The sequence below is a fragment of the Allosalinactinospora lopnorensis genome (assembly GCF_000981225.1).
Classification (GTDB): Bacteria; Actinomycetota; Actinomycetes; order Streptosporangiales; family Streptosporangiaceae; genus Allosalinactinospora; species Allosalinactinospora lopnorensis.
In genome coordinates this window covers 13,055-34,711 of record NZ_LAJC01000022.1, presented here as the reverse complement: position 1 = coordinate 34,711, position 21,657 = coordinate 13,055, and the positions used below count along the sequence as shown (strand labels likewise).

The window sequence follows — 21,657 nt, the reverse complement described above, 5'->3', positions numbered from 1 at the left end:
ACGGAAGGTGATCAGGCGCTCTCGCTTCCGCCGGCGGCTGCGGGGCCTTCCCCCGCATCGGCGGGGACGCCGATACCGGAAACCGCGACCGCGGGGAACACCCACTTCTTGTAGGACCAGAAGCGGAACAGGGTGCCGAGTCCGACCCCGACGACGTTGCCCGAGATGTTGTAGGCCAGCTCCCCCTCGAAACCGAGCAGGTAGACGGTGACTCCGACGCACAGGAGCTGGATGAGTATCCCGACGCCGTTCATGATGAAGAACAGCGCGTACTCCCGGCCCAGCCCCGTGCGCGCCCGGTGGTGGAACGTCCAGTAGCGGTGCCCGAGGAACGCCACGACCGTGGCGCAGAGAGTGCCCGCCCCCTGTCCGGTCAGCGGCGGCATGCCGAAGACCGCCCAGAAGAGGTTCGTCGTCGCGATCTGCACCCCGTAGGCGAGGGTGCCAACGGTCCCGAACTTCGCGAGCTCGTGGATCAGCCATGAGAAGCGGCGATAGAGCGCTACAACCGGTCGCACGAGGTGGTCCGACCTCTCCTCACGGTGGTCACTAGAATCCCTGGGTAGTAACCCCAGAGCCCTGTAGCAGCCTATGTCTTCTCCCTCCGCGCACACCACGTACGAACGATTCAACGAGTTGAGGAACTGTGAGCGAGCGTAATCGGCCCGTCCCCCGCGTCGGCATGGTCGGCGGCGGCCAGCTTGCCCGGATGACGCATCAGGCGGCCATCGCCCTGGACGCCGATTTCCGGGTGCTGACCGGCTCCACCTCCGACAGCGCCGCGCTGGTCTGTGCCGACGTGCAACTGGGTGACGATCGGGGACTGGCCGACCTGCTGGCTTTCGCGAAGTCCTGCGACGTGGTCACCTTCGACCATGAGCACGTACCCGATCCGGTGCTGCGTGAGGTGGAGCACACCGGTGCGGCCGTCCGGCCGAGCCGCGAGGCGCTGCGCTATGCGCAGGACAAACTGCGAATGCGGACCCGTGCCGCGGAACTGGGGGCGCCCTGCCCTCACTGGCGCGCGGTGACCACCGTCGCCCACGTCGAGGCGTTCGCCGCCGAGACCGGATGGCCGCTGGTGCTGAAGGCGGCACGCGGCGGTTACGACGGCAAGGGAGTATGGGTCGTCGGCTCCGCGGCGGAGGCGCGGACCGTGCTGGAACGGGCGGCCGAGGCCGAGGTTCCACTGCTGGTGGAGGAGAAGGTCGCCTTCCGGCGCGAGCTCGCCGTGCAGGTCGCGCGGTCGCCCTACGGGCAGGTCGCGGCCTACTCGGTGGTCGAGACGGTGCAGCGGGACGGCATCTGCCACGAGGTGATCGCGCCCGCGCCCGGACTCGACGAGGAGAAGGCGACCCGGGCCCAGGAGCTCGCGATCGAGCTGGCGCACGCGCTCGGCGTTACCGGCATGCTCGCGGTGGAGCTCTTCGAGACCGGCGACGGGGTCGTCATCAACGAGTTGGCCATGCGTCCGCACAACTCCGGGCACTGGACGATCGAAGGGGCCCGCACCTCCCAGTTCGAGCAGCACCTGCGCGCGGTCCTCGACCTGCCGCTGGGATCGCCGCGTACCACCGCCCCCTACTCGGTGATGGCCAACGTGCTGGGCGGGGAGGATCCCGACATCTTCAGCCGCTACATTCATGTGATGGCCAAGGACCCCGAGCTCAAGATGCACTTCTACGGCAAGGACGTCCGGCCCGGCCGCAAGATCGGGCATGTCACCGTACAGGGTGCTGACCACCGGGAGCTGCTCGGACGGGCCCGTGCCGCCGCCGCCTACCTCAAGGGAGACGCGAATTGACCGAGACCGCCCCCACCATCGGCATCATCATGGGCAGTGACTCCGACTGGCCCGTGATGCGGGAAGCGGCCACGGCGCTGGAGGTGTTCGACGTCTCCTACGAGGCCGACGTCGTCTCCGCGCACCGGATGCCCGAGGAGATGGTCGCCTACGGTTCGGAGGCCGCCGACCGCGGACTGAAGGCGATCATCGCCGGGGCCGGGGGAGCGGCCCACCTTCCGGGCATGCTGGCCTCCGTCACGCCGCTGCCGGTCATCGGGGTGCCGGTCCCGTTGAAGCACCTCGACGGCATGGACTCGCTGCTGTCCATGGTGCAGATGCCCGCGGGTGTCCCCGTCGCCACGGTCGCGATCGGCGCGGCCCGGAACGCCGCTCTGCTCGCGGTGCGCATGCTCGCCATGCACGACGCCGACCTCCGCGAGAAGATGCGCGGCTTCCAGGCCGATCTGAAAACGCAGGCCCAGGCCAAGGGCGAACGCCTGCGCCGCCAGGTGGACGCGGGCAACGCGTCCATCGGTTTCGGTATGGGTGGATGACCCGGTAGGCGGGAGACGCTCCCGTCGGGGCGCCGGCGGTACGGCCGGCGCCGCCTTTCAGGGGCGGCCGAGAGCGCGGTAGGTCCAGCCGTGGGCGCGCCACTCGGTCGCGTCGAGCGCGTTGCGGCCGTCGACGATGTTGCGCTTCGCCACGACCTTGGCGACCTCCTCAGGGTCGGCGTCGCGGAACTCGGTCCACTCCGTGAGCATCAGCACGACCTCGGCGTCGCGCACCGCCTCCAGCATGGAGTGCGCGTAGTTGAGCTCGGGGTGGGCCTGCTGCGCCTTCTCGAGCGCTTCGGGGTCGTAAACGGTCACGGTCGCGCCCAGTGAGGCGATGGTGGAGGCGACGTCGAGCGCCGGGGAGTCCCGGATGTCGTCGGAGTTGGGTTTGAACGCGGCCCCCAAGACGGCGATGGTACGGCCGGCGAACCCACCGCCGATGAGGGCCCGTGCGATATCGATCGTGCGGGCCCTGCGGCGCTGGTTGATGGCGTCGACCTCGCGGAGGAACGACAGCGCGGGCTCGACGCCGAGCTCATCGGCGCGGGCCATGAAAGCGCGGATGTCCTTGGGCAGGCATCCCCCGCCGAAACCGAGCCCCGGGCCGAGGAACTTGCCGCCGATGCGGTCGTCGTAGGAGAGTGCCTTGGCCAGCTGCATGACATCGGCGCCGGCCGCCTCGGAGACCTCCGCCATGGCGTTGATGAAGGAGATCTTGGTGGCCAGGAATGCGTTGGCCGAGACCTTGACCAGCTCTGCGGTCTGGAGGTCGGTCACGAGAAACGGGATGCCCTGTTCGATCTGTGCGGTGGAGATCTCCCGCATGACCGTCTCGACCCGTTCGGAGTCGGTGCCGATGACGATGCGGTTGGGCCGCAGGGTGTCCTCGACGCCGAAGCCCTCGCGCAGGAACTCCGGGCTCCAGCCGAGCTCGACGGCCTCGCCCGCTGGGGCGATGGCATGGAACTGGGCCGCGACGCGGGCGGCCGTGCCTACGGGGACGGTGGACTTGCCGATCACCACCGCCGGGCGGGTCAACCGCGGGGCGAGGCTTTCGACGGCGGCTTCGACGTAACTGAGGTCGGCGGCGTTGGAATCGGCGCGCTGTGGTGTCCCGACACAGAGGAAATGGGTGTCGGCGAACTCGGTGACCTCGTCGTAGTCGGTGGTGAAGCGCAGGCGTCCGTTGGCCAGGTTGCGGCCGAGGACCTCTTCCAGCCCGGGCTCGTAGAACGGGATGCGGCCGGCGGAAAGACTGTCGATCTTGGTCTGGTCGACGTCAAGGCCCAGCACTTCGAAGCCGAGATCGGCCATGCAGGCGGCGTGTGTGGCGCCCAGGTACCCGGTTCCGATGACCGAGATCCTGTTGCGTTGTCCTTCGACCAATGGTCCGTCCTTCCTTGCTTCCACCACCGTGCCGCGCAGGCGGCCCTTCACCTTTCGCCCCACCGCAGGTGACGCGGCGTCCGGGAGCCCGCGCAACACGTGTTAGGGGAGACATTGCCGGACTCGGCCGCGGCGCAACCTTAACCGTGAGTTAAAACAGGGCAATCAAGGGGTGGATGAACGGTTCCGTGCGGTCCCGCGAGGATCGCGGGATTCGAGGGCTGGCGGTCGGGTTCAAGATTACCTTCGGAAATGCGCTGGACCGTCCCCTTCCGCCGTACTGTTCACCGGTCCTCCTCTTCGCGGAAGACCCGGGTCTGGGACGCGGGATCGGGCGGTGTGTCGGTCCACGCGGGGCGGGGCGCGCCGCCCCGCGGGTCCCGCTGGAACGGTGTCGTGGACTTGGCGGAGTCGCCGTACCCGGGAGCGCCGGGCTCCTCCGTCTCCGGGGCGGGCCCGCTCGGGTACGGCCGCTGGTCGTACCCGCCGGCCACCGGCGGGTAGCCGGAATCGGGGACCGCCTCGTACGCGGGGGGCGGGGTGGTGGCGGCGTAGGCGGCCCCCGCCGAGCGCCACCGCGACGGGAACAGCGCGGAGAAGAAGAGCAGAGTGCCCAAAGGCAGGGTGACCGGCAGCGCCGGCCCCAGCGGGTGGAACAGCGAACCGGAGTCCAGCCAGCCCGGCAGGGCGGCGTTCAGCGAGGCGGGATCCAGCAGGGGCCAGAGGCAGAACCCCAGCAGCAGCCCGCCGGAGAGGAACGCGGCCAGCGGCGATATCCGGGCGCCGACCAGCACCCCGCCGAGCACGCCGATGGCCAGGAGCGCGGCGACCGCCGGCATCGCCGAGCCGCTGTCGAGGTTCCCGCCCTCCGGGCCCGTCCCGATCTCGGCGGCCGACCATGCGGCACCGACCCACAGCAGCGGCGTGCAGAGCAGTCCGGCCAACAGGCCGAACATATGGCGTAGCACGGGATCCTCCTGAGGCTTACTGCGCCCGGCATTGTGCTCATAACCATGATGCCCCGGGCACCCTAGCGCACCTCTTCGGTACTGCTCCGTACGCCCGCGCACGGGCCGGGGGCCGGACCGCTATCCGCAGATGTTGTCCCGCGCGGTGGAGGCGCCGGCGCCGTCCCGAGGGGCGCTGCTCTCCGCGGGGGGCGGTTCGGGCGGGGCGACCGCCGTGTAGCTGGAACCGATCACCACCTGGATCTCCTCGCCCAAGGTGGCGTCCTCCTCCGGCTCGGAACCGGGAATGCTCTCGGCGACCAGAGCCGCCGCGTCCTCGCCCCCGGGGCCGTGCCGGACCAGCGTCGTTTCGACGCCTCGCGAGGACCAGTTCCGCGCCTGTGCGGGGACGGCGAACCCGGCGTCCGAGAGCGCGGTCCGGACCTCGTTACCCAGGCCGGGTGTGCCGACGCCGTTGAAGACCTGCAGCCGGACGTCCCGCGGGCGCGGCTTCCCGGCCGCGTTGCTGTCCGCGGCCCTGTCCGCCCGGTCGCCTCTGCCCTTCTCGGTGATCGGCCGGTCCGCATTGATGTCGGCGAACAGTCGCCGTGCGCCCTTCTCCTCCCACCTGACGGCGACATCGCCGCGCGGCGTCCAGTAGTCCGTCTCGGCGACCGGGATCTGGGTGAAGGAGACGTCGTCGAGGCCGAGGTCGCGCACCTGGCCGCCGAGCTTGTTGATGGTGGCGGTGTCCAGGTCCTCGTCCACGGTCACGGAGCCGAGCGCGCTGTCGAGGAAGGCGGCGAATCTTCCCGGGTCCGACAGCGTCTCCGAGCTCAGCGCCTTGTCCAGCAGCGCCGAGAGGACCTGCTGCTGCCGGCCGATGCGGTCGAGGTCGCCGCCGGAGGTCTGGCGCGTGCGGGCGAAGGCGAGCGCCTCCTTCCCGTCGACCTGGTGGGTGCCGGCGTCCATGCTCAGCTGCGCTTTGGGGTCGTCGATGGGTTCGGGCAGGCAGACCTCGACTCCCCCGAGAGCGTCGACGACATCGACGAAGCCCGAGAAGTCCAGTTCGACGTAGTGGTCGATACGTACGTTCGTGGCCGACTCCACGGTCTGCACGGCGAGCTGCGGGCCGCCGTAGGAGTAGGCGGCGTTGATCTTGTTCTTGCCGTGGCCGGGGACGTCCACCCAGGAGTCGCGGGGGATACCGATGACGTCGGCGCGGTCGCGCTCCTCGCTCAGGTGGACGAGCATGATGCTGTCCGAGCGTTCCCCCGTGGCCTCGTGCTCACCCAGTTCGTCCTCGTCGAGCTCCCCCCGGCCGTCGGAGCCGATGACGAGGAAGGTGAGGGCGCCCTCGGCCCCGGCGTCGGGACGGTCGCCGTCCAGCAGTCCGCCGAAGACATCGAAGCGGTCGATCCGCCCGGAGGCCCATTCCGTGAACGCCCAAGCGGTACCGGAGGCCAGGAGCACGACACACGACATCATCCCGGCGAACAGCAGCACGGCCCGCTGCCGGCGGACCTTTGCGCTGGGGATACCCGCGATTCCCCGGGCGCGCGCCGGTTCCGTCGGCCCGGGCGGCGTGGGCTCCGAGCGGAAACGGGGAAACTCCGGGGCGTCCTCCCCCGTCCGGTTTCCGCCGTCTCTCTCACCATCCTTCATCGCTCCCCGCTCCACATGCCCGACCCCGTATCCTTCCCCAGGCTGTCACCGATCCACCGATGAACCGTGGGATGCCGCGTCTCGGCGTGTTGGTACCCAGACGGGCACCGGGTACCCGGAACATGGCCGGATCCGGGCGAGAGGTGCAGTAGCGTTACCAGGCGAGCGAGCTGATAGCAGACGCGGAGACCGAGCCTTTTCGTCTCGCGGTGCGGACCGTGGGAGAGCTGGACGTTCTCGCGCCGCGGTCGCGCCCGGCGGTGGCGGATCGAACGGCGCGTGAGCGAGCGCGACCACGGCGGCGGCCCGTGCCCCTGGAGGGACGGGAAGGGTCCGCTACCCGCACAGCACCCGGGACGTAGGCGCGCGAGAAAGGCCCATCGACCCTTGGACACGCCCGTGACCTGGCCGGCAGTTTCGGTAGTCATGCCCATCCTGAACGAGGAGCGCCATCTTGCCGCCGCTGTGCGGCACGTGCTCGCCCAGGAGTATCCGGGCGAGCTCGAAGTGGTGCTCGCCATCGGGCCGTCGAAAGACCGCACCCGGGAGGTCGCCGATTCGCTGGCGGCCGATGACCCCCGCATCAAGGTCGTCGACAATCCCAGCGGCCGCACGCCCTCCGGACTCAACGCGGCGATCGCCGCGTCGTCGCACTCCATCGTGGCCCGGATCGACGGCCACGCGATGATGCCCGCGGACTATCTCCGGGTGGCCGTGGAGACGCTGAGCGAGACGGGCGCCGACAACGTGGGCGGCATCATGGCCGCCGAGGGGGAGACCTGGTGGGAGAGGGCCGTCGCCGCCGCCATGACCTCCAAGGTGGGCGTGGGCAACGCACGCTTCCACACCGGCGGCGAGGGAGGCCCGGCCGACACCGTCTACCTGGGCGTCTTCCAGCGTTCGGCCCTTGAACGGGTCGAAGGCTACGACGAGGCGTTCCTGCGCGCCCAGGACTGGGAGATGAACTACCGGATCCGGCGCAGCGGCGGCGTCGTCTGGTTCCAGCCGCGGATGCGCGTCTCCTACCGGCCGCGCCCCAACCCCAAGGCACTGGCCCGGCAGTACTTCCATTACGGCCGCTGGCGGCGCGTCGTCGCCCGCCAGCACAAGGGGACCATCAACCTGCGCTACCTCGCTCCGCCGGCCGCCGTGCTCGCGATCCTGCTGGGGATCGCCGGCGGGGTGTTCTTCTGGCCGGCCTGGCTTCTTCCGGGCGGCTACCTGGCCGCCATCGTGGCCGCATCCGTCCCGCTGGGAGCGGGGCTGCCCTGGAAGGCCCGGGCGGCGGTCCCCGTGGCGCTGGCCACGATGCACATGTCGTGGGGCACGGGATTCCTCACCAGCCCGCCCGGCCTGGGCGCCGACTCCCGCACCGTCCGCGCCCGGCAGGAGAACCGCGAGAACGCCTAGCGCGCCTTGAGGGCCTCGATCACCCCCGGGATGTCGTCGACGACCACGGCGTCCATGCCGGCATCGGCGAACCGCGCGGCGTCGACGGGACCGGGGCACCAGGACACGATCTCCAGCCCGGCCTGGTGCGCGATGCTGACGGTGTAGTCGACCTCGCGGCGGCCCGGGCGCGGAGTCTCGCCGGACAGCCCGAACGAGCGCGCGTCGATCGCCACGATGGAGCACCCCAACCCGGCCGCTCCGGCGACCGCCTGGTCCAGCGGGTTGCGGACGAACGGCATCCACGCGGTGGGGACCTCGGGGACGTCGCGGTGCAGCGCAAGCAGGGCCGCGGGGTCGAAAGAGCACACGAACAGCCGCCGGCGCTTCGCCTCGCGGCGGAGGAAGGGCAGCAGCAGCGCCATCGTGCGACGCGCGGCCGGGGCGGTGGCGTCCTCCATCACCGTCTTGACGTCGACATCGAGCCCGATGTGCCGGGGAATGGCCTCGACCGCCTCCTCAAGAGTGATCACGCCGTGCTCCCGGCACGCCTCCAACGGCAGGTCCACGAGAGCCCGGCCGTCGGCGAACGCCGCGTCGTGCCGGACCACCAGGAAGTCGTCGGCCGTTCGGCGCACGTCGATCTCGATCCAGGTCGCGCCGGCCTCGGCCGCGGCCCGGAACGATGGGAGGGTGTTCTCCGCGTTGCCGTCGACGGCGCCCCGACCGGCGCCGCGATGCCCGATGACCTCGGGCGCGGTGAAGATCGTCAACCCCGGTCCGTCCCTTCGGCCCGATGGCGCAGCAGGACTTCGGCGACCTCGATGTCGCCGGGATTGGTGATCTTGATGTTGCTGTCCTCGCCCTTGACGATGCGGACCTCTTCCCCCGGCAGGTAACGCAGCACGACACCGCAGTCGTCGGTGGCCACCAGATCGGGGTCGGCGAGCGCCAGGTCGTAGGCGCGTCGGAGCACATCCAGCCGGAAGCCCTGCGGAGTCTGCATACGGCGCAGCGCGCTTCGCGGCGGCACGGCGCGAAGCACCTCGGCCCCCGACACCCCCCTTTCGACCTCGACGACGGTGTCGGAGGAGGGAACCGCCACACCCACGGCACCCGCCTCGTCCAGTGCCGCGACGCAGGAGGCGATGGTCCGCCGGCGCACAAGCGGCCGCGCGGCGTCGTGCAGCAGGAGGATGTCGCCCCCGCTGCGCGCGTCCAGCGCCCGCAGCGCCGCGCACGAGGTGCGGGTGCGGGTCGGGCCGCCGGGCAGAATCGCGGAGACCTTCGTCAGGCCGCTGTCGGCCACCATCTTCTCGATCTCCGGGAGGTATTCCTCGACCATCAGTACGATAACGTCGTCGACCTCAGGAGCGGCGCAGAACGCGGCGACCGAGTGCTCGATGACGGCCCGCCCCGCCAGCGGCAGCAGCTGCTTGGGTCGTTGCCCGCCCATGCGCACCCCGACTCCGCCCGCCAGGACCGCGGCGGTCACGTGCGGCCGTTCCGGAGCACCGAAGGAAGCACCGGTAACGGGATCAGCCGGCATGGAACACCTCTCTCCGTATCGATAGTGAGGGTAGGACATGGCCAGCGGACACTTGGGTGTGGATCCGGGCGCCGGCCGGGCTAACATCGGTCGAACAATCGGCGGCTGTGGAACCATGCTCTCTGAAGCGGGGGTAATCTGAGACGCCTGATTGGGGTTCCCGATGGGCGAGAATGCCAGTATTCGGGCACTGATCCCAGGGGTGGAGCGCGCGGCTGTCATGCTGTGTAGCGCCGGAGCCCCCTGGACATCCGACTCTCGAACCGAACGGCCGCAGCTCGTTCCTGGCGGTCGAGCGCCGGTATGGCCGCGCTCAAGGTTCATCGCAGGCGGGTCCGGCGGACGCCGGTGCCCGGCCCGGACCGCGTGACGGGTGCCGTCGCCGCGGTCGACCAGATGACGAACGCATCCCGGAGGAGGTGGCGGTGGCGTCAAGGGCGCTGGCCGTCTGGCAGAACCGGAAGGTCGTGGGCCTTCTGGTCCGGCGTGACCTTAAGGTCAAGTACCAGCAGTCGATCCTCGGCTACGCGTGGTCGATGCTGGAGCCACTGGCAATGGCGGGGGTCTATTTCTTCGTCTTCGGCCTGATATTCAACACCAACCGGGGAGTGCCCGGGGGGGACGAGGCACCTGGCGGGTACCTGCTGTTCCTGATCTCAGGGCTGCTCCCCTGGCTGTGGTTCAGCGCCGGGTTCAGCGAGGCCCCGAGGGCGCTGATCACGCACTCCAAGCTCATCACCACCATGAAGGTGCCCCGGGAGATCTTCCCCTTCTCGGTCGTCGCCACCAAGTTCGTGGACTACCTGTTCACCTGGCCGGTGCTGCTGGTCTTCGTGTTCTTCCTGGGCGGGCGGACGACCCTCGAGGGCGTCTTCCTGTGGCTGCCGCTGGCGATCGTGGTGCAGTTCGCGTTCACGCTGGGCGTCACACTGCTTTTGGCCTCGATCAATGTCCTTGTCCGTGATGTCGAGCGCATTGTGCGTATCCTGAACCGGGTGCTCTTCTACGCGTCGGCGATCATCATCCCGTCGACGCTCGTACTGGAATCGGATACCTTCCCAGAGTGGTTCAAGACCTTGTACGCGTTGAACCCGCTCCTGGGTATCTTCAAAATGCATCACGCCGTCTGGTTCCCGGCCGACGCCCCGGACGCGTTCATCCTGTCCGCGACGATCGGGGGAGCGATCCTCATGCTCATCATCGGATACACGACCTTCCGGCGTCTGGAAACGTCCGTCCTCAAGGAGTTGTAAATGGCGGAGCCGGTCATTGAGGCCAAGGGGCTCGGCGTCAAGTTCGCGATGAACCGCAGACGCAAGCGCAGCCTGCGCGAGATGTTCATCCACGGCACGAAGCGCGACCCCAACACCGGTACCGACTTCTGGCCGCTGCGCGACATCTCGTTCGAGGTCGCCAAGGGCGAGTGCGTCGGCATCGTGGGCAAGAACGGCACCGGAAAGTCCACCCTGCTCAAGCTGATCGCCGGAGTCCTCATCCCCGACGAGGGCGAGGTCGCCGTCTGCGGGAAGGTGGCTCCGCTGCTGGAGCTGCGGGCCGGGTTCAACGACCAGCTCACAGGCAGGGAGAACGTGAACCTCGTCGGGTCGCTGCACGGCATGTCCCAGCAGTTGATCGACGAGCGGTTCGAGCAGATCGTCGACTTCGCCGAGATCGACCAGAAGTTCATCGACACCCCGGTCCGCCACTACTCCAGCGGGATGAAGGTGCGGCTCGGCTTCGCACTGATCTCGCAGCTGGAGCACCCCATCATGCTGGTGGACGAGGTGCTCGCAGTCGGTGACAAGAGCTTCAAGCGGAAGTGCTACGACGCCATCGACAAGATGCTGCAGAATCAGCGCACGATGGTGCTCGTCTCGCACAGCGAGACGGACCTGAAGCGTTTCTGCGGGCGGGGGCTCTACATCAAGAACGGCGCCCTGGCCCTGGACTCCGACATCGAGAGCTCGCTCGCAGCCTACAACGAGGACACCAAGGCCGAGATCGAAGCCCGGAAGAAGAAAAAGAAGACCGACGGCGACGGGGATGAGAAGGCGGCCTAGGCCCGCCCGTCACCCGCCACCACCCTCAAAGGAACCGCGTCGCGGTGTGGTGTTCTGTTCCCGTCACCCGCCACCACCCTTGTTGGAGATGCTCCGCACCGCGGTTTCCTCCGACCGTCGTCCAGCCACCCGCAACGGACAGAGCCTCCCAACCGCCCCGGTCTTCTGCGGCCGGTGCTGCGCTGAACGCAGCACCGGCCGCCGGTTTTCCACGATGTCCGGATGGGCGTGTCCCGCCGGTCCTTCCCCTTCCGGTGTGTCGATGATTGTCGAACGGATCCTTCTGGGCGACGGTTCACAACAAGGGGAGTACGGGAGGGCACGGGTGTGGCGGATGTCCAGGTGCACGCCGTTCACGGGACGGGGAGCATTGTCAGCCCTGCGGTTCGGCTCGCGGCGAGCTGGGCCGACCGCGCATCACTGACCCAGGCCGGTCTCGCGCGGATCGGCCTGTTCCTCGCTGTGGCGGCCGCAGTGTGGTTCACCGAAGGCGGCCTGCGCGGTGCACTGGCCGGTTCACTGCTGCTGGGCGCGGTGCTGTTCACCGATTCCACCGGTGTGGAGCTCGGACGCGATCGACAGGTCACACTTGCTCTGGCTGGAGACCCTGCTGTCGCGGCTGCGCGAGTACGTCGTCTACGCGGGTCTGGCCATCGGCGGGGTTCTCACCGGTGTGCCGGACGCGTGGGCGTGGGCCGCGGGGGCGCTCATCGCGCAGACCATGCGCGATTCGGTCGCGGCCGCCTGGACAGCCCGCTCCGCGCCCCCGCACCCCACCGTCGATCACCAGGGGGTACCAGCGAGGCACCAGCACAGCTCGCCCCTGGACGCCATGGACCCCAGCAGTTCACCGAACGGCCGCGCGCCGAGTGACCCCTCCCTCACCGCGGAGCTGCTCGGCGGCCCGGAGGAAGAAGAGCCGCGCGGCAGTGGGGAGCCGGAGCACCCCATCCGGATCCGTACGGCGCCGCGCAGTACGAGGGCTCCGGCCCACTGGGAGGAGGGGCGCTACCAGGTGATGCGCGAAATGGGCGCGGTCCCGGACGAACGCGCCGAACCGGCGCACGAAGGGGGCGCCTACCCTGACACCGGGCGGGCGCTGGGATCGCTCGTGTCGGGCCGCGTTCCGCGGTTCCCGCAAGCCGGGCGCTTCGCCGTGATCGCTCTGACTATAACGATTTGGGATGCGCGGGTGACGTTTGTCGCACTGATCATCGGTTGCGCCATTGCGGTCTGCGGTGAGTTCGCGGATCATCCTGCGCGGGACGACGCGAGGTAGCACATGGTCGCCATATCGCCGGAATCCCGGGACACCCGGGTTGACGTGCGTTTCCTCCGCGATGACGGGTACTTTAGCGATGGGTTCGGCAGGATCGTCGCGGGTGCGGTTCCGCCGCTGCTGCCCACTCTGGTGGGCGCGCTCGTCGTGGCCACCCTGGTGGTGGCCGGACTCGGTCAGCTGTCAGGCATTACCCTGTTCGCACCGGCGGTTGCTCTGCTGCTGTCAGGGGCGGCTTCGGGACATCCACATGATGGGCGCTTCGACTGGATGATCCCTCCGGTCCTGCGCGGGACGGAGTATCTTTACCTACTCGCGCTCGGCCACGGATCGGATGTGCCCGCTCCATTGGTGTTCGTACTGCTGGCCGTGGTCGCGCTGCACCACTGCGATGCCGTTCGCCGCACACGCTGCGGTGTGCGCCCACCCGTATGGACCATGCGGGCGAGGCTCGGATGGGACGGGCGGATGCTGCTCATCGCTCTAGGCGGTGTGCTGGGCTGGCTACCCTTCGCCTACGGGGCACTCGCGGGGTACCTCGTGGTGCTGCTCGTCTGGGAGACCTGGACGAGTTGGCTCGCGACCCCGATCACGGCGGTGGCGGACGTTCCGCGAAACGAACAGGGAGGCGTGGACGCCTCCACAACATAAGGAGGAAGGCGCGTACATGCTCGGTATGGTTCTTGCCGCGGGAGCGGGCCGCCGGCTGCGCCCGTACACCGACACCCTGCCAAAGGCGCTGGTTCCGGTCGATGGTGACACCACCATCATGGACATCTCTCTGCACAATCTCGCGGCGGCCGGGCTCACCGACGTCGCGGTCGTCGTCGGCTACCGCGCCGAAGCGGTGGAGGAGCGCAAGGAGGCCCTGGAACGCCGGCACGGTGTCACGCTGACGCTGGTCTACAACGACAAGGCCGAGGAGTGGAACAACGCCTACTCCCTCTGGACCGCGCGCGACTGCTTCTCCGAAGGCGTCCTCCTCGTCAACGGCGACACCGTCCACCCGGTGAGTGTGGAAGAGACGCTACTCGCCGCGCGGGGGCCGGAACTGCTCCTGGCGGTGGACAATGCCAAGACCCTCGCTGACGAGGAGATGAAGGTGACCCTGGACGAGTCCGGTCACCTGCGCACCATCACCAAGCTCATGGATCCGGTCGTGGCCGCGGGCGAGTACATCGGCGCCACTCTCATCGAGGGGCACGTGGGTGACCGGCTCGCCGATGCTTTGAAGGCGACCTGGGAACGCGACCCGCAGCTCTACTACGAGGACGGGTTCCAGGAACTCGTGAACCGGGGCGGCAAGGTCGCGGTTGCGCCGATCGGCAAGGTGGACTGGGTGGAGGTCGACGACCACGACGACCTGAACCGTGCGAGGGAGATCGCATGCCGCTACTAGCCCGGATGGTCACCTCCCCTCTCGCGATCGACGTCCGTCGCGGCGCCATCAGCTCCCTCGGCACGGTGCTCGCCGACCGCCGTATCGCCAATGAGGGCCGCATCGCCGTCGCGGTCGGCCCCGGCCAGGGCACGCAGATCGTGGCCGAGCTCGACCTCCCCCACTGCGAGGTCTTCCAGGTCAACGGGGGAAGCGTCGACACCGCCACCGAGCTCGGCAAGAAGCTGCGCTCGGGCGCCTACGAGGCCGTGGCCGGCATCGGCGGCGGCAAGACCATCGATGTCACCAAGTTCGCCGCGTCCATGGCGGGCATCCCCATGGTGGCGGTGGCCACCAACCTCTCCCACGACGGCATCGCCTCCCCGGTCAGCTCCCTTGAGCACGAGAGCGGAAAGGGCTCCTACGGCGTCACCATGCCGATCGCCGTGGTGGTCGATGTGGACTATGTCCGGGCCGGCCCCCAGCGCCTGGTCCGTTCGGGGATCGGCGACGCCGTGAGCAACCTCTCGGCCATCGCCGACTGGGAACTGGCAGGGCGCGAGCAGGGGGAGCCGGTGGACGGCATGGCCGTCACCTTCGCCCGGGTCGCCGCCGAGGCCATCGTGCACCGGCAGGACTCGGTGGACTCCCAGGAGTTCCTCACCGCACTGGCCGAGGCGCTCGTGCTGTCCGGAATGGCGATGTCCGTCGCGGGCTCCAGCCGGCCGGCGAGCGGCGCCTGCCACGAGATCCTGCACGCCATAGACCAGCTTTACCCGGGGACCAGCAACCACGGGGAACTGGCCGGGATCGGCGCGCTCTACGCCTACTACCTGCGTACGCGCTACCAGGGCGAGACGCAGGAACGGATGAGGGACATCCACTCCTGCCTGCTTCGGCACGAGCTGCCCATCGTTCCCGGCGACATCGGGCTCGACGAGGACCGGTTCGCGCGCGCCGTGGCCTACGCCCCCTCCACCCGGCCGGGCCGCTACACGATTCTGGAGCACCTGAACCTGACCGATGACGAGATTCGGCGGAGCGTCAGTGAATATGTCCAAACCGTCGGTCGATGACGTCCGAGCGGGAGGGCAGCCCGAAGGCATAAAGGAGCGCGTCAACGAGGAGCACTGGGCGGGCCGGCTCTACATGCGCGATATTTCGCCGTATGTGAGCACCGGGTTCATCCGCCTCGGTGTGCCACCGAACCCGATCACCTACCTCATGATGGCGTTCGGCGTGCTCGCCGGTGTGGTCCTGGCGTTCGGAGGCCTGTGGTCGGCGCTGCTCGCGGCCGTCCTGGTCCAGGTCTACCTGCTGCTCGACTGCTCCGACGGCGAGGTCGCCCGGTACACCGGCCGGACCAGTGTCGCGGGGATCTACCTCGACCGCATCGGGCACTACCTGGCCGAGATCACCCTGCTGATCGGCCTTGGTATCCGCGCCCAGGGCGGGTTCGAGGCCGGTGGATGGGTGATCGCCGGCATGGCCGCCGCGATCGGGGCCGCGCTGATCAAGGTCGAGACCGACAATGTCTCGGTGGCCCGCGCGAAGGCCGGCCTGCCGGACAAGATCCCTGAGACGGCCATGCAGCCGCGCTCGGCCGGCCTTGGGCTGGCGCGCAAGCTCGCGTCGAGCCTGCGCTTCCACCGGGTGATCCAGGCCGTGGAGCTGTCGCTGCTGGCGGTGGTGGCCGCCGTGGTGGACGCGGTCCGCGGCGACCTGCTGGCCACCCAGGTCCTTGTGGCCGTCTGCGTCGCGGTGGCCGCGCTGCAGACCGTCCTGCACCTGGTGAGCGTGCTGGCTTCGCGTCGGCTGTACTGAGTCCGGTCCGGTCCCGCACCCCGCGGGGCCGGACCATCGGCCGTCTTCCCTGCGCAGGCCGGTGCCGATCTCAAACCTTTCTTTATTCCTTTGTTAGCCTCTTCGTGCGATGCTCATATCCTGTCCAACCGCTGTCCACCTTGATGATCGGTTCTCATGACCAGTCCAGTTCCTCAGGAAGCGCCGGCGGCACCCTCCCGGAGCGGAGAGGGCGCCCGCCCGTCGGGTGAACGGTCCGGCAGCTACCCCGCCTCCTCTACAGTCGACCGGAGTGAGAACCGGAGCGGTCCTGGAGGCTCACAGCGATGAAGATCTCCTGCGTGCTCCTGACCATGGGGAACCGTCCGGCTGAGCTCCGGCGTGCGATCGGGAGCGTTTCCGAGCAGGAGAACGCCGACATCGAGGTCGTCGTTGTGAGCAACGGCTCCGACCTCCCTGAGCTCCCCGACGGCGTCACCGTCGTCCGGCTGCCGGAGAACCTCGGGATCCCCGAGGGGCGCAACCACGGGGTCAGCGCCTGCGGTGGGGACATCATCCTCTTCCTGGACGACGACGGCTGGTACCGCTCCCGAGACCTGGCCCGCCATGTCCACGACCGGTTCGCCGCCGATCCCGGCCTGGGTGCGATCTCGTTCCGGATCGCCGACCCCGACGGCGGCCCCGACCAGCGGCGGCACGTCCCCCGGCTGCGTTCCGGCGACCCGCAGCGCTCCAGCCGCGTCACGACGTTCCTGGGTGGGGCGTGCGCGATCCGCCGTGCGGCCTTCGACAAGGGCGGCGGCCTGCCCGGCGGCTTCTTCTACGCGCACGAGGAGACCGACCTCGCCTGGCGGATCCTGAACGCCGGTTACGAGATCGTCTACGATGCCGAAGCCGTGATGTACCACCCGGCGGTGGCGCCCACGCGGCACGACGACTTCTACCGGCTCAACGCCCGCAACCGCGTCTGGCTGGCCCGGCGCAACCTGCCCTGGCCCCTGGCCGCCGTCTACCTGGTGAACTGGATCGGTATCACCCTGCTGCGCGAACGTTCCCGATCGGCCCTGAAGGCGTGGTTCCAGGGGTTCAAGGAGGGCTGGCGCCAAGAGGCCGGACCGCGCACCCCGATCAAGTGGTCCACGGCCTGGCGGATGACCCGCACCGGCCGCCCTCCGATCATCTGAGCCCCGCCGGCACCGGCCGGAGCCCCCGCCGGTTGCGCCGGACCGCGCTGCGGTGCCCGTGATCGAGGCGGGCGGCGCCGCTGTCACGCGATGCCGCTGCTGAGACCGCTGCTCTGGGGGTTCCTCAGCGGGGAGGAGCCCTGCCGCGGAACCAGGCGGTGCTGCAGCGCCTCCTCCTGCTCCGCGTTGGGAACGCCCATCGCCCACTCCTCCAGTCGGCGGACGAACACCTTGGCCTGAGCCGGCCAGTGGAAGGACCCCCGCGCGATCTCGTGTCCCGTGCGGGCGAATCGGGAGCGCAGGGCGGGGCTCGATCGTAGCTGCAGCGCCGCCTCCGCGGCGGCCGCGGGGTCGCCGAACGGGACCACCATCCCGCAGTGCCCCTCCGGGCGGCCGGCGACGAGGGCCTCCGCCGCGGGGTTGGGCGAAGTGATCACGGGCAGGCCGTGCGCCATGTACTCGACCACCTTGGTAGGCAGCGAGTGCCGGTAGTTCGGGGTGTCCTGGAGCAGGCAGACCCCCGCCATGGCGCCGCTGACCATCCGCAGCGCCTGGTCGTTGGGCACGAACCCGTACCAGCGAATCGCCTCCTCCTGCTGCGCCTCGCGCAGTATCGGGAGGGTCTCGTCGTCGGCGGCGCCGATCACCTCGACCCGCACCCCGTGCGGCCGCAGCAGGCGTCCGAGTTCGACGAGTTCGGCGGCACCGCGGGCAGCCGAAAGCTGGCCCAGGTAGACGATGCGGTCGGTTCCCGGCGAGCGGGACGGGCGCTCGGGGACGTAGGTCGTGTTCGGCACGACCGGATGCTCCGCGCGGAAGCGCTCGCGGTATCCCTCTTCGGCCAGGAGCAGGTGCATCCGGCGTTCGGCCGAGCGTTCGAAGCCGCGCACGACCGGCCCCAGCGGGCGCCGCAGCGTCTTGGGGAGCCATGGCTTGGTGAGCAGCGACGCGGCCGCGTCCTCGTGCACGTCCCACACGGTCACCGGGCGGCGCCGCGGGAGTGCGAGCAGCAGTTCCGGGTCGTGGAACAACAGCACATCGGCGTGGGGAGCGTGCTCGGCCAGGATGGCACGCGCCGTGCGCAGCGCCCCCATCCTGCGCTTGCCCGCAGCACGGGGAACGTCGATCGCGGTCAGCTCGGGCCATGGGGTGACGTTGCGTGCCCGGAAAGGGGCCACATAGGTGACCTTGTGCCCGGCGTCGAGCAGAGCCCGGATCTGCCGATGCAGGATACGTGCGTCCTCGGGGTGGTGGACCACCGTGGCCACGAGTGCGTGCATATAGGGCTCACCTGATTCTTCCCGCCGTGCTCCCGGCCGTACCGGTCCGCACGGCGCGCGACTGATCTGGCCGTCACGCTAGGGAGTAAGGGAAACAGCAGGTGAAAACCGCGGTTACAGGAAGCTGTGGCCCTGATGAATCCGCGGGTGGCCGGCGTGTGGCTGCCACCCGCGGAACGCCGGTTCTGTTAGAGCACCTGGAGACCGTCGCGGCGGATCGGGGTGGTCGTGCGGCGGCCGTCGGCCAGCGACGGGTTGAGCCGGCGCAGCACCCCCCGTGTGTCCAGGAGCGTCTTGGTCTGCTTGGTGAGCAACTCCGGTGTATAGACGGGGTGGTCGGTGAGCAGCACCGTCAGGTCGGCTTCGGCGAGGGCCCGTTCCAGGTTCTCGGCCCGCGGGACTTTCTCCCCGTTCACCTCCCACTCCTCGATGTAGGGGTCGTGGTAGCTGAGCTTGGCCCCCTTGGCCGCCAGCTTGCGTGCCACCGGACGAGCGGGCGACTCCCGCTGGTCGGCGATACCGGCCTTGTAGGTGACACCGAGCAGCAGGACGTTGGCCCGCGACAGCGCGAGCCCGGAGTCGTTGAGCAGCTCCTGGGCGCGCTGTGTCACATAGGCGGGCATGCGCGCGTTGATCTCCTGGGCCAGTTCCACGAAGCGGAATGGGTATCCCAGCGTCTTGACCTTGTACGACAGGTAGTTCGGGTCGATCGGGATGCAGTGCCCGCCGACCCCCGGACCCGGGTAGAACGCCTGGAACCCGAAAGGCTTGGTGGCGGCGCAGGCGATCGCGTCCCAGAGGTCCACCCCGAGCTCTTGACAGAAGATCGCCATCTCGTTGACCAGCGCGATATTGACGTGCCGGTAGGTGTTCTCCAGAAGCTTGGCCATCTCGGCCTCGCGGGTTCCGTGTGCCTGCACCACGTTCTGCACGAACTTCCCGTAGAACATGGCGGCGAGCTCCCCGCAGCGCTCCGTCAGACCGCCGACGACCTTCGGGGTGTTGGCCACGCCGAAGGACGGGTTGCCGGGGTCGATGCGCTCGGGGGAGAACGCGAGGTGGAAGTCGGTGCCCGCCAGCAGCCCGGACCGTTCCAGGAGGGGGCGAACCACCTCCTCGGTCGTCCCCGGGTACGTGGTCGACTCCAGGATGACGAGTGTTCCGGGCCGCATGTGCTCGGCGATCGATTCGGCCGCCGCGGCGACGGCCCTGAGATCGGGTCCGCCCTCCGCTGACAGTGGGGTGGGGACGCAGATGACGATCGTCTGTGTTTCGCCCAGGACGGCCGGATCGGTCGTGGCCCGGAATCCGGAGTCCTGCATTTCCTTGATGTCGGCGTTGCCTAGATCGTCAATGTGCGACGTCCCCGCGTTCAGCCCATCGGCCACTTGCGGGTTGACGTCCAACCCTGTCACGTGCAACCCGACCCGGTTGGCTTCGTGCGCCAGCGGAAGGCCGACGTAGCCGAGGCCGATGACGACCAGATCGGAGGTAGAGGTAGCGACGTCCACAGGGGACCCCCTCGCGTTCGACTTGATCCGGAATCGAGGCCTTCCTCGCAGTGACTAGGACGCCCGAAGGTGCCCCCCAGTTGGCCTGGGTTACGACATATGGCCTGGTTCGGACAGTTTTCGCGTCAGCGCTGCGTATGCCCCGATATAGCGATATGCGGCCGCACGCCAGGTGCGGTTGAGCCCTACCCGCTCGCGGCCGGCGCGACCATACGCCTCGCGCGTTTTCTGACTGTAAGACAGCTTTTCGAGATGGTCACCGAGAATCTCCGAGTCGTCCGGAGGAATTAACGCACCGGTCATGCCGGGTTCCACGATCTCCCGCAGAGCGTCCAGATCGCTCGCCACCACGGGGAGTCCGCCGGCCATCGCCTCCACCGGCTTCAGCGGGGTGACCAGCCGGCTGACGCGTTCGTCGCGCCGCGGCACCGCGAAGACGTCGAGGATCGCGTGGTAGCGCCGGACCTCGCCCGCGGGGACACGCCCGGGGAAGTGCGCCGCGGAGTCCAGGCCGGCGACGGCCGCCCGCTCGCGGAGCGCCCCCAGCTCCGGTCCGTCGCCCACGATCACGGCGTGCGCCGGCACCCCCCGGCGGCGCAGTCCGGCGACCGCGTCGACCAGGACGTCCAGGCCCTCGTAGCTGTAGCAACTCGTTGTGGTCCCCACGACGAAGTCGTCCGGACCGATGCCGAGTTCGGCGCGGAGGCTCTCCCCGGACGGCAGCGGTTCGAGGAAGCTCTCGTCGACCGCGTTCGGCACGACCAGGACCTTCTCGGCGTCCACCCCGCGCGCCACGATGTCGGCGCGCATCGTCTCGCCGAGTGTCACCACGAGGTCGGCCGCCTCCATACAGGCGGTCTCGCGGGCGCGTTCGCTGCGATAGTAGGCGTCGCGGGTACTGCGGGAGGGGTCGCGGGACAGCCAGGACTCCTCCAGGAACCCCCGGACCTCGTAGACCACCGGAAGGCCGTAACGGGCGCCCAGCTCCAGCGCCAGCCGCGCGTTCTGGTGATTGCTGGCCGCGTGCAGGATGTCGGGGCGGAGCCGTTCGACCAGCGGGGCCGCGTACCGGAGCCCGGCCCGTACCTCCTGCCCGGAGTCCGCGGGCGCTGTCCAGGGGAGCAGGCGGTGGTAGGGGACGCCGTCGACCTCTACCTTGGGGCGGGGGTCGGGGATCCCCTTGGTCAGCGGGTACCCCGGACGCGTCGCCACGTGCGGGTCGAGGCCCGCCTCCCGCTGGCCGAGCGCGATCCGGTGCGTCCGTTGCGTGTAACCGGCGTTGGTGTGCGGCAGTGCGTTCGTCACCAGGTGGAGAACACGAGGATTCTCAGCGGCGGATTCCCCATCGTTCATCGCGGCGTCGCGTCGCGTTCTCCGGTTCGGAGTTACCTTGAGGGGGCGCCCCTGGTCGGTCGTTTCCGCCGGCACAGCGCGTCCCGTCATAAGCGCCAGCCGGTGTTCCGGTGCGGCGCGGCGCGGACCTTCGGGAAGCCTTTCCAGAAGTTCCTCCGCGAGCCGGGGCTCTTCGGCGGCCAGGGCGAACGCGAAGAGGCGGGCCAGGGAGCGGGGGGAGGCACCATGAGCGGCGCTGCGAACCGTATCCACGGCCTGCGTGCGGCGCCCCGCGTCCCACAGCGCGTAGGCCGTGGGCAGGGGCCCGAGCCGGGGCGCGGCGCGATGTACGCCGCGGCGCAGCGGGCCCGGCGCCGCACGCAGGGCCAGCAGCGGCAGCCGGGCGGGTTCGGTTCGCAGGTGTCGCCAGGTCAGGGTCGCGGTGAATGATGCCGCTTTCACGATGTTGCGCACGTCCAGAAATGAAACCACGTATACGTGACCTGCAAGTGACGCCGCGGCGTCGCGCACGGGTCGTGATCGACGTTTGT

General features: G+C 69.4%; 20 protein-coding genes. 11 read left to right on the top strand and 9 right to left on the bottom strand.

Annotated elements, in window-relative coordinates:
- Window positions 1-11 precede the first annotated feature (11 nt).
- Window positions 12-518, bottom strand: coding sequence for a GtrA family protein (locus VS93_RS10405; RefSeq protein WP_046469768.1), 507 nt, complete (start codon window positions 516-518; stop codon window positions 12-14).
- Window positions 519-646: 128 nt separating this feature from the next.
- Between VS93_RS10405 and VS93_RS10400 the strand changes: the two genes are divergently transcribed.
- Together VS93_RS10400 and purE are read left to right on the top strand one after the other, a co-directional pair.
- Window positions 647-1,804: a 5-(carboxyamino)imidazole ribonucleotide synthase gene (locus tag VS93_RS10400; RefSeq protein WP_082126781.1), complete on the top strand. Its 1,158-nt coding sequence runs from the start codon at window positions 647-649 to the stop codon at window positions 1,802-1,804.
- Window positions 1,801-2,340 carry a 5-(carboxyamino)imidazole ribonucleotide mutase gene (gene purE / locus VS93_RS10395; protein ID WP_173434287.1) on the top strand — a complete coding sequence of 180 codons (540 nt, stop codon included), beginning with the start codon at window positions 1,801-1,803 and terminating at the stop codon, window positions 2,338-2,340. The genes VS93_RS10400 and purE overlap by 4 nt, the downstream gene beginning before the upstream one ends.
- 57 nt (window positions 2,341-2,397) lie before the next feature.
- Here purE and VS93_RS10390 read toward each other — a convergent pair whose 3' ends face one another.
- The 3 genes from VS93_RS10390 to VS93_RS10380 all read right to left on the bottom strand — a co-directional run bounded on the left by VS93_RS10390 (window position 2,398) and on the right by VS93_RS10380 (window position 6,341).
- Window positions 2,398-3,729: a UDP-glucose dehydrogenase family protein gene (locus tag VS93_RS10390; protein ID WP_046469766.1), complete on the bottom strand. Its 1,332-nt coding sequence runs from the start codon at window positions 3,727-3,729 to the stop codon at window positions 2,398-2,400.
- A 284-nt stretch (window positions 3,730-4,013) separates the two neighbouring features.
- Window positions 4,014-4,697 (bottom strand): hypothetical protein, encoded by a 684-nt coding sequence (locus tag VS93_RS26890; protein WP_156184773.1) that lies wholly within the window; start codon window positions 4,695-4,697, stop codon window positions 4,014-4,016.
- Window positions 4,698-4,817: 120 nt separating this feature from the next.
- Window positions 4,818-6,341, bottom strand: coding sequence for an LCP family protein (locus VS93_RS10380; protein WP_046469765.1), 1,524 nt, complete (start codon window positions 6,339-6,341; stop codon window positions 4,818-4,820).
- 399 nt (window positions 6,342-6,740) lie between these two features.
- Between VS93_RS10380 and VS93_RS10375 the strand changes: the two genes are divergently transcribed.
- Entirely contained in the window at window positions 6,741-7,751 is a 1,011-nt protein-coding gene (locus tag VS93_RS10375) for a glycosyltransferase family 2 protein (protein ID WP_082126780.1), read from the top strand.
- Here the strand turns inward: VS93_RS10375 and VS93_RS10370 are convergent.
- Both VS93_RS10370 and VS93_RS10365 read right to left on the bottom strand, forming a co-directional pair.
- Complete coding sequence (locus tag VS93_RS10370) at window positions 7,748-8,503, bottom strand: glycerophosphodiester phosphodiesterase (RefSeq protein WP_046469763.1); 756 nt, start codon at window positions 8,501-8,503, stop codon at window positions 7,748-7,750. The genes VS93_RS10375 and VS93_RS10370 overlap by 4 nt on opposite strands.
- Complete coding sequence (locus VS93_RS10365; protein WP_046469762.1) at window positions 8,500-9,279, bottom strand: IspD/TarI family cytidylyltransferase; 780 nt, start codon at window positions 9,277-9,279, stop codon at window positions 8,500-8,502. The genes VS93_RS10370 and VS93_RS10365 overlap by 4 nt, the downstream gene beginning before the upstream one ends.
- 425 nt (window positions 9,280-9,704) lie before the next feature.
- On the opposite strand from VS93_RS10365, the gene VS93_RS10360 reads away from it, so the two are divergent.
- From VS93_RS10360 to VS93_RS10325, 8 genes are all read left to right on the top strand, one after another.
- Complete coding sequence (locus VS93_RS10360; RefSeq protein WP_046469761.1) at window positions 9,705-10,532, top strand: ABC transporter permease; 828 nt, start codon at window positions 9,705-9,707, stop codon at window positions 10,530-10,532.
- The gene (locus VS93_RS10355) at window positions 10,533-11,339 is read left to right on the top strand and encodes an ABC transporter ATP-binding protein (RefSeq protein WP_046469760.1); all 807 of its coding nucleotides are present in this window, start codon (window positions 10,533-10,535) and stop codon (window positions 11,337-11,339) included. It abuts the gene before it with no gap.
- A gap of 589 nt (window positions 11,340-11,928) precedes the next feature.
- Complete coding sequence (locus VS93_RS10350) at window positions 11,929-12,618, top strand: hypothetical protein (RefSeq protein ID WP_156184772.1); 690 nt, start codon at window positions 11,929-11,931, stop codon at window positions 12,616-12,618.
- Between the two features lie 3 nt (window positions 12,619-12,621).
- Window positions 12,622-13,269, top strand: coding sequence for a DUF5941 domain-containing protein (locus VS93_RS10345; protein WP_046469758.1), 648 nt, complete (start codon window positions 12,622-12,624; stop codon window positions 13,267-13,269).
- Between the two features lie 16 nt (window positions 13,270-13,285).
- Complete coding sequence (locus VS93_RS10340; protein ID WP_046469757.1) at window positions 13,286-14,017, top strand: phosphocholine cytidylyltransferase family protein; 732 nt, start codon at window positions 13,286-13,288, stop codon at window positions 14,015-14,017.
- 5 nt (window positions 14,018-14,022) lie between these two features.
- The gene (locus tag VS93_RS10335; RefSeq protein WP_046469756.1) at window positions 14,023-15,072 is read left to right on the top strand and encodes an iron-containing alcohol dehydrogenase family protein; all 1,050 of its coding nucleotides are present in this window, start codon (window positions 14,023-14,025) and stop codon (window positions 15,070-15,072) included.
- On the top strand, window positions 15,050-15,820 hold the full coding sequence (locus VS93_RS10330) for a CDP-alcohol phosphatidyltransferase family protein (RefSeq protein ID WP_046469755.1): 771 nt from the start codon (window positions 15,050-15,052) through the stop codon (window positions 15,818-15,820). The genes VS93_RS10335 and VS93_RS10330 overlap by 23 nt, the downstream gene beginning before the upstream one ends.
- A 305-nt stretch (window positions 15,821-16,125) precedes the next feature.
- A complete protein-coding gene (locus VS93_RS10325; RefSeq protein ID WP_046469754.1) occupies window positions 16,126-16,983 on the top strand; it encodes a glycosyltransferase family 2 protein in 858 nt (285 codons plus the stop codon).
- 83 nt (window positions 16,984-17,066) lie between these two features.
- Here VS93_RS10325 and VS93_RS10320 read toward each other — a convergent pair whose 3' ends face one another.
- The 3 genes from VS93_RS10320 to VS93_RS10310 all read right to left on the bottom strand — a co-directional run bounded on the left by VS93_RS10320 (window position 17,067) and on the right by VS93_RS10310 (window position 21,598).
- Window positions 17,067-18,263 (bottom strand): glycosyltransferase family 4 protein, encoded by a 1,197-nt coding sequence (locus tag VS93_RS10320; RefSeq protein WP_046469753.1) that lies wholly within the window; start codon window positions 18,261-18,263, stop codon window positions 17,067-17,069.
- Window positions 18,264-18,451: 188 nt separating this feature from the next.
- The gene (locus VS93_RS10315) at window positions 18,452-19,774 is read right to left on the bottom strand and encodes a nucleotide sugar dehydrogenase (RefSeq protein WP_046469752.1); all 1,323 of its coding nucleotides are present in this window, start codon (window positions 19,772-19,774) and stop codon (window positions 18,452-18,454) included.
- Between the two features lie 90 nt (window positions 19,775-19,864).
- Window positions 19,865-21,598, bottom strand: coding sequence for a glycosyltransferase family 4 protein (locus tag VS93_RS10310; RefSeq protein WP_236700464.1), 1,734 nt, complete (start codon window positions 21,596-21,598; stop codon window positions 19,865-19,867).
- Window positions 21,599-21,657 lie beyond the last annotated feature (59 nt).